A 6,074-nucleotide genomic window follows, 5' to 3' on the forward strand; every position below is an offset into this window, starting at 1 on the left:
ACGCCTCTGGATCAGATACTTTGTCCACACGGCCTAGGCTTCATTCTTGGTTGCTTTCTGTTTACTTGGCCGCGCTAGACTTCCCTCCCATGCGACATCAAGCCCTCTTTGATCACGTTATGTCTAACGGCCTGCGGGACTGGCTCGATGGTCAATCCGCCGCGCGTGAAGAGGCTAAGCGGCGCAATCTACAGATTCTAATGGTTGGGATGGGGCTTGCGGCTGCCGCCGCGATTGCCGTGATGGCCTATATGCCGGATCAGGCCGAATTTGGCTTCGTGGTTGGGGCTTTAATCGGGGGCATCACATGGTGGATGGCTAATCTGCCCGTGCAAGCAATGGCCAAACAAATCAAAGTTCGGGCCAATGAAGAATTAGGGGCAGCCCTTGGCCTTAGCTATCATTTGGACGGCACGCCCAGCAGCGATTTTGAACTTGCAACCCGGATGGGCCTGATCCCATCCAATCCCGACCAAGCCGATTATAGTGATTTCTGGGAAGGTAAGTTTGGCGAGTCCGAAGGCACGCTGCATGAGGCCCATTTGCAAGAATATCAGGGCGAGGGCAAGAACCGCCGCCTCGTAACCGTGTTTCACGGCGTAGTTATGGGCTATCAATTTGCGCGACCTTTCACCTCGACCACTTTGGTTCGCCAAGATATGGGTTTGTTCAATGGCTTGATTAACTTGGGTTCGCGCTTCACTGGCCTAAAGCTTGAGCCGGTTAAAATGGTTCACCCCGATTTTGAGCGTCGCTTTGAGGTTGTTTCGACCGACCAGGTCGAGGCCCGATACCTGCTCCACCCCGCTTTCTGTGAGCGCCTGATGGAAATGGAAGAGGCATTCAACGGCAACAATATGCGCTTGGCCTTTGCACAAGGCAGGGTCGTCGTTGTGATTGAGACGCGCGACATGTTTGAAAGTGGCGGCATTGATGCCGAAGGGGATGATGCGCGCTTTGCCACCACCATCGACCAATTGGGTAGCTTGATCGACCTAACCCAGACCTTGAATGAGCGGGCTCGGTGAGGGGACACGTGCCGAGATTTAACTGCCCACTTCTGCTTCTACCTGACCTTGCAATTTGTTTGGCACCCTTAACGCCCAAGGGGCACGCGACCCCGATCTGGCCCCGATCTGCCAAGGAAAATTAAATCTTTATTAGCGCTAACCCTGTAGCAAATCCTAAGCTCGGAGGATTTTCATGCAGAGAGTAGTATTGGCAGCTGTCGCGGCAATGACCGTATGTTTCAGCGCTGGCTCCGCACAAGCTAAAGATAGTGGCAGTGTTTACGGCGGTATCGTCGTAGGCAATCTAATGGGCACAGATCGTAACGTAGAGACGGTTGGTAGCTCAGCCTTCCGGGCTTTGGGTCCAACAATTGCCCCGTCCCGCGTCAAGCCAGAGCTGGATGGCCTGTCTTATGGTGTCATTATCGGCAATCATTACAATACGAATGGCCCGCTTATCGTGGGCTTGGAGATTGACATCTCTGGCGGCGGCGATGCGACCCCGGGCTCATTTTCCGGTGCCCCGATTGTAGTTACAGCCCCGGCCGTAAGCCCAGCTCCAGCCGGTCTCACCACAAGTGCGACGAAAGAATATGGCCTGCGCGGGTCGTTGCGCGGCCGCCTTGGCGTGAAGGTCTTGGATGGCTTTTCTGTCTATACAACAGGGGGCTTGGCCTTTGCGCATGTCGAAACCACCGCTTCGGTCGTGGTCAATGGGGCACCAACACTTGCTTGGAACGGACGCAACACACAAAACCTGACTGGCTGGGCCATTGGTGTTGGCGCAGAGTTTGAAGTTATCGACGGCGTAATTGTGCGCGGCGAATATATTTATACCGATCTTGGCGATGCCACGGTGACGGCAGTTGGCAATGATGCCGTCAATGCCCAAGTCACTTTGACCGGTATCGAGTATCTTGCGCGGACCGACTATCGAGGTGGGGAAGCCCGCGCCGGTGTCTTGCTGAGCTTCTAAGCACTCGGAAAACAGACGGGAAAACAGACGGGACACCAGATTGGGTATCGGACGGGGCCATGTTCTAAAACTTGCCCCTCGGTTGCTGCTTTGCACGGTCTAGCCTGACCCCGTATCGCGCTTTCCTTCCTGCGGCGAACGCCCCATAGCACGTAAAGATATATCCTTGCCTTGAAACCAGAAGCTAAGCGGGGTTAGAGTGGGGCATGACTTTGCCAACGGATTATCTGACCTATCCCAAGCGTGGCTATGGCCAAGACATTGACCGCTATGGCTGGCGGCAAGCGGATCAGCGGAAGCCAATTCAATGGCCTGGTGCGAAAGCTGTTGCGGCCTTGATCGTGATCCCGCTGGAATTCTTCATGCTGAACCCGTCTGGCAAGCCGTTCAAGCATCCAGGCGCGATGGTGACACCCTATCCCGACCTGCGTCACTATACCAGCCGCGATTATGGCAATCGGGTTGGTGCCTTCCGCTTGCTGAAAGCACTAAAGACCTCAGGCCTCAGAGCCACTTTTGCCGTCAATGCGGTCTTACTCACCAAGAAGAAGCCGCTGATTGAAGCCATTTTGGCTGATGGCCACGAGATTGCCGCCCATGGCTGGGACACAGATTCGATCCATTGGGGAGGGATAGAGCCGGATGTGGAGGCAGCCTATGTCGCCCGTACGCGCGAGGCTTTTGAAGCCGTGGGCCTAAGCCCCCGAACTTGGTTGTCGCCCGCCCGTCAGCAAAGCGAGCAGACCCCTGATTTGATTAAGGCGGCAGGCTTTGACGTGTGCCTCGATTGGGAAAGCGACAGCGTGCCTTGGCCAATGGCGACGGCATCTGGGCCATTAACCTGCGTGCCTTTGGCGAATGAATTAGATGACCGTAAGCTGCTGATCGATCAGCGCCAAAGCGAGACTGAATGGCGTAACCAGATCCTCGCTGCCCGCGACCTCTTGGTGGAAGAGGGGCCTCGCTATGGCGGGCAAGTTCTGTCTTTCACCCTAACACCTTATGTTTCAGGCCTGCCCTTCCGCCTGTGGGCGGTGCGGGAGGTGTTTGCGGCTCTCGCATCTGATCAACAGGTTTGGAGTGCGACGGCTCGCGAGATTGCCAGTGCCGCAAGTTGAGCCCTTCACCTGGGAGAGCCTGCGAGCACTCGCCCTTTCACTCAACCTGCCCAATGTCGAAGACGCCGTATCTTGGGGCCAGCCAAACCTGAAAGCGCATGGCAAAATGTGGGTGTGGTGGAGCTCGTCTGAACATGCGCCCGTCTTCAAAACCACGTTCGAGGAACGCGAATTTCTAGTCGAAGTTGATCCCGAAACCTTCTTCTTCACACCCCATTACAAAAGCTGGCCTCTGATCCTAGCCCGCCCAGATATGGTCGACCCCGAGTGGGTGGTAGCAAACCTCAAACGGGTTTGGCGCGAACAGGCCAAAAAAACGTTTTTGAAGAAATGGGATTTAGAGCAGGCAGGGGCCTAAGGTCCTTCATGCCGCATTATATGGGCGGCAAAACAGCCCCGTGTGGCATTATGGGCGTCAATCTTGATGATGTTTGGATTGGAAAGCAGGCTTAGGATCACTGGCTTTGCAGCCTCGCCATCGACAAGGGCTGCATCCACCATCATCCCTTCTTTGTCATAGGCCCGCAGCGACAATTTACGCCGGGCAAGGGCAGGCGGGATCGCATCGACAAATCGGCCGGGCTTTACGTCCCCGCGGGAAACAAAGATGGGCCCGGACTGAGTATAGGGAGTGTTAGCTTGATGGTGCGGATAGGCGACCAAGGCGACCTGCTGCCCAATCGCGGCATCGTCCAACGTGATGCGGCATGGGAAGCCGGGGTTTTCATCGACGTCATAATAATGGGCAAAGGAAGCTTCGGACCCGACTTGCTTTTGATCTAAAACCGAACCAAACAGGGATGGGTCTAGCCCTTGGATGATAAATGCCATGATGAAATCCTCGTCAGACGCGGTTCTTCCTGCCTGCTTTTGCTGGCACGGGCTGGCGGCTTTCGGACCTAGCTTGCCATGAACCGCCGCGATCTTTTGTTGACCGCCCTTTCCGCTGGAGCCAGCCTAGCCATGACCGATGCGACTGCCCAAACCTCGCCCATACGTTATTCGGCCATGGCGCTGCAAACCCGTTGTGATGCAGTCAATCAAGACAGCACCAAAGAGGCCGCCCGCGCCCGCATGCGCGCGACCATGGCGCGCGTTTCCAGTCAGATTGGCGCGGCCAAAGGCTTTCTCAAAGGCTTTAATGGCTATGATTTGAAGTTGGTCGTTTTGCCCGAATATTGGTTGACGAGTTTTCCCTTGGGCGAAACGCGCGAGCAGTGGCAGGCGAAGGCTGCCATCGACATGCAGGGGGGCGAAGCCGAAGCCATTGCCGCCATCGCCCAAAAGCATGGGGTGTATCTTTGCTCCAACCATTATGAGAACGACCCCCATTTCCCGGATCTCTATTTTCAGGCCAATGTCGTCTATGGGCCAACTGGCCAAGTCGTGCTGCGCTATCGCCGCATGATTTCGCTCTATACGCCCAGCCCCTATGATGTCTGGGACAAATATCTAGCTGCTTACGGCCTCGATGCTGTCTTTCCTGTAGCGGTAACTGAGATCGGCACATTAGGCACCATTGCGTCGGAGGAAATCCTCTATCCTGAGATCGCGCGCATGGCGGTTTTCAAGGGCGCTGAAATTTTGCTCCACCCAACCAGCGAAGTAGGCAGCCCCAATCTGACGCCCAAGCACATCTCGAAAATGGCCCGTGCTGTGGAAAATATCGCCTATGTCGTCAGTGCTAATTCCGCAGGCATTTACGGCACGCCCGTAGCCGCCAATTCCACCGACGGCATGTCGATCGTGCTGGATTGGTATGGGAGAATTTTGGCTGAAGCTGGCACGGGCGAGACCTTTAACGCCAATGCTGTTCTCGATATGGCCGCCCTGCGCGAGACGCGGAAGAAAACAGGTATGACCAACACGCTGTCGCGCTTACCCATGGATGCGTTTGAGCAAACCTATGCCGCGACCCGTTTGGCTCCCGCCAATAAGACCCCAGACGGCAAAATGATTGAACGTGCTGAGGTTTTGGCCCGGCAGCGCGCCGTCATAGACGACATGGCCGCCCGTGGTATTCTGCGTTAGCACCTCAAACTGTATCAGATCATCGGAGTCATGTAATTGACTCTGGAGTTCTGCGCTTTCTCCGCCCATACTCAAAGGTAAGATGGGGGGTATGCAATCATGGACAATATAGGTTCTGAGCAAGGACTTCACGAAATCATTGATCGTGCACAACTTATCCTCACGAGTTGGCAGGCCTTTGTTGAGGAACACCCGGAGACTCAACTTCACCCACATTTGGTCTCGATCTCGGACGAAGTTACGGATTTGATGGCCGCCTTCTATCTCGAAGCCTCTGAAATGGCCGTAAATCACACGCCAGTGTCTGGCCTTGCAACTGAGATGAAAATGGTCAAAAAGAACCATCTGATTTGAGGGTAGAGGGCTTGGCCGAAATCAACGGCCCAACCCATGCCACTTAACTCATAGCGGGCGTAGTTCAGAGGTAGAACGTCAGCTTCCCAAGCTGAATGTCGTGGGTTCGATTCCCATCGCCCGCTCCAATTACTACAATAAAAACAGAATATTGCAAGTGGTCAAAAATTCTGTTCACGATTTCGTGATAATTGGGGTGGGATTGGGGCACAGATTTCTGTAACGAGAGCCAGAATTGATTCGCGTCTTGGCGACGTTTCTTTTGGTTGCGTCTTGTTTCGAACTAGGGTGAGCCGAGCTCAGAATCATCACCGCCCAATCCCCACACCTAGAACCTGACCGAGTGCAAGCTCCGCACCGGGGATCTCGCGCACAGCAATGACATTCACCCCTCGATCAATAACGGCATGGCGCCCGAGAGCTGTATCGATATGACCGAGGACCGTGCCCTCTGAGGCATTAGGCTGCACGCCGATAGAGCCGCGCACGAGCCCCAATTGTTCGCGAGCGGCAGATTGGAAGTCCTTGTCGCGCAGGGCATACCAGCTGGACACCCGCAATAACTGTGATTTCGGCGACGCGCTG

Annotated in this window: 8 protein-coding genes and 1 tRNA gene; 7 read left to right on the top strand and 2 right to left on the bottom strand. The window is 55.1% G+C overall.

The genetic code is table 11. From position 1 onward, the window contains the following. The 4 genes from B7364_RS08480 to B7364_RS08495 all read left to right on the top strand — a co-directional run. Nucleotides 1-1,028, top strand: a 1,028-nt coding sequence (locus B7364_RS08480) for a DUF3137 domain-containing protein (protein ID WP_232780850.1), incomplete at its 5' end; no start/stop codon positions are given. 175 nt (nucleotides 1,029-1,203) lie between these two features. Continuing rightward, nucleotides 1,204-1,986 carry an outer membrane protein gene (locus B7364_RS08485; protein WP_085339572.1) on the top strand — a complete coding sequence of 261 codons (783 nt, stop codon included), beginning with the start codon at nucleotides 1,204-1,206 and terminating at the stop codon, nucleotides 1,984-1,986. A gap of 206 nt (nucleotides 1,987-2,192) precedes the next feature. Beyond that, nucleotides 2,193-3,104, top strand: a complete 912-nt coding sequence (locus B7364_RS08490) for a polysaccharide deacetylase family protein (protein WP_085339573.1) — start codon at nucleotides 2,193-2,195, stop codon at nucleotides 3,102-3,104. After that, nucleotides 3,091-3,462 carry an MmcQ/YjbR family DNA-binding protein gene (locus B7364_RS08495; RefSeq protein WP_232780851.1) on the top strand — a complete coding sequence of 124 codons (372 nt, stop codon included), beginning with the start codon at nucleotides 3,091-3,093 and terminating at the stop codon, nucleotides 3,460-3,462. Before B7364_RS08490 ends, B7364_RS08495 begins: the two co-directional genes overlap by 14 nt. On the opposite strand, the gene B7364_RS08500 is transcribed toward B7364_RS08495, so the two are convergent. Further along, entirely contained in the window at nucleotides 3,459-3,935 is a 477-nt protein-coding gene (locus tag B7364_RS08500) for a DUF1203 domain-containing protein (RefSeq protein ID WP_085339575.1), read from the bottom strand. The genes B7364_RS08495 and B7364_RS08500 overlap by 4 nt on opposite strands. Before the next feature lie 78 nt (nucleotides 3,936-4,013). Between B7364_RS08500 and B7364_RS08505 the strand changes: the two genes are divergently transcribed. From B7364_RS08505 to B7364_RS08515, 3 genes are all read left to right on the top strand, one after another. After that, on the top strand, nucleotides 4,014-5,135 hold the full coding sequence (locus B7364_RS08505) for a nitrilase-related carbon-nitrogen hydrolase (RefSeq protein ID WP_085339576.1): 1,122 nt from the start codon (nucleotides 4,014-4,016) through the stop codon (nucleotides 5,133-5,135). Between the two features lie 99 nt (nucleotides 5,136-5,234). Further along, complete coding sequence (locus tag B7364_RS08510) at nucleotides 5,235-5,489, top strand: hypothetical protein (protein WP_085339577.1); 255 nt, start codon at nucleotides 5,235-5,237, stop codon at nucleotides 5,487-5,489. A gap of 53 nt (nucleotides 5,490-5,542) precedes the next feature. After that, nucleotides 5,543-5,617: transfer RNA gene (locus B7364_RS08515), tRNA-Gly, on the top strand. A gap of 180 nt (nucleotides 5,618-5,797) precedes the next feature. On the opposite strand, the gene B7364_RS08520 is transcribed toward B7364_RS08515, so the two are convergent. Continuing rightward, nucleotides 5,798-6,074: hypothetical protein (locus B7364_RS08520; RefSeq protein ID WP_157893606.1), on the bottom strand; the 277-nt coding region annotated here is incomplete at its 5' end.

The sequence above is a fragment of the Aquidulcibacter paucihalophilus genome (assembly GCF_002105465.1).
Lineage (GTDB): Bacteria > Pseudomonadota > Alphaproteobacteria > Caulobacterales > Aquidulcibacteraceae > Aquidulcibacter > Aquidulcibacter paucihalophilus.